This window comes from Phyllobacterium phragmitis, from assembly GCF_002980495.1.
GTDB lineage: Bacteria > Pseudomonadota > Alphaproteobacteria > Rhizobiales > Rhizobiaceae > Paramesorhizobium > Paramesorhizobium phragmitis.
The window spans coordinates 1-255 of sequence record NZ_PVBR01000131.1; the positions used below are offsets into that span (position 1 = coordinate 1).

1 protein-coding gene is annotated in these 255 nt (G+C 60.0%); it reads left to right on the forward strand.

The features are described from left to right. Positions 1 to 255 (forward strand): hypothetical protein (locus C5748_RS28465; RefSeq protein ID WP_158259954.1); only part of this gene is annotated, 255 nt, incomplete at both ends.

Consider the following 255-nt stretch of genomic DNA (forward strand, 5'->3'; position numbering starts at 1 on the left):
GCTCGTCATGGGACCGATGTCTCATATCATCGCGGATTTTCTCCTGTCCGTGAAAGACCGGGCACACATGCTGACTGTCACGGATGCGGCTGCCGTGAGTGAGGCTTTCGGAGCACTTGTTCGAGCCGTGGTTCGTCAGACCCCGGCGACCCTGGAGGCAGCCAGGGCGCCGATTACGGCAATCCAGTTCGACCGGGTCCGGCGTTTCATCGCCGAGAATCTGAAATCGCCCGATCTCACTCCAGACACGATCTG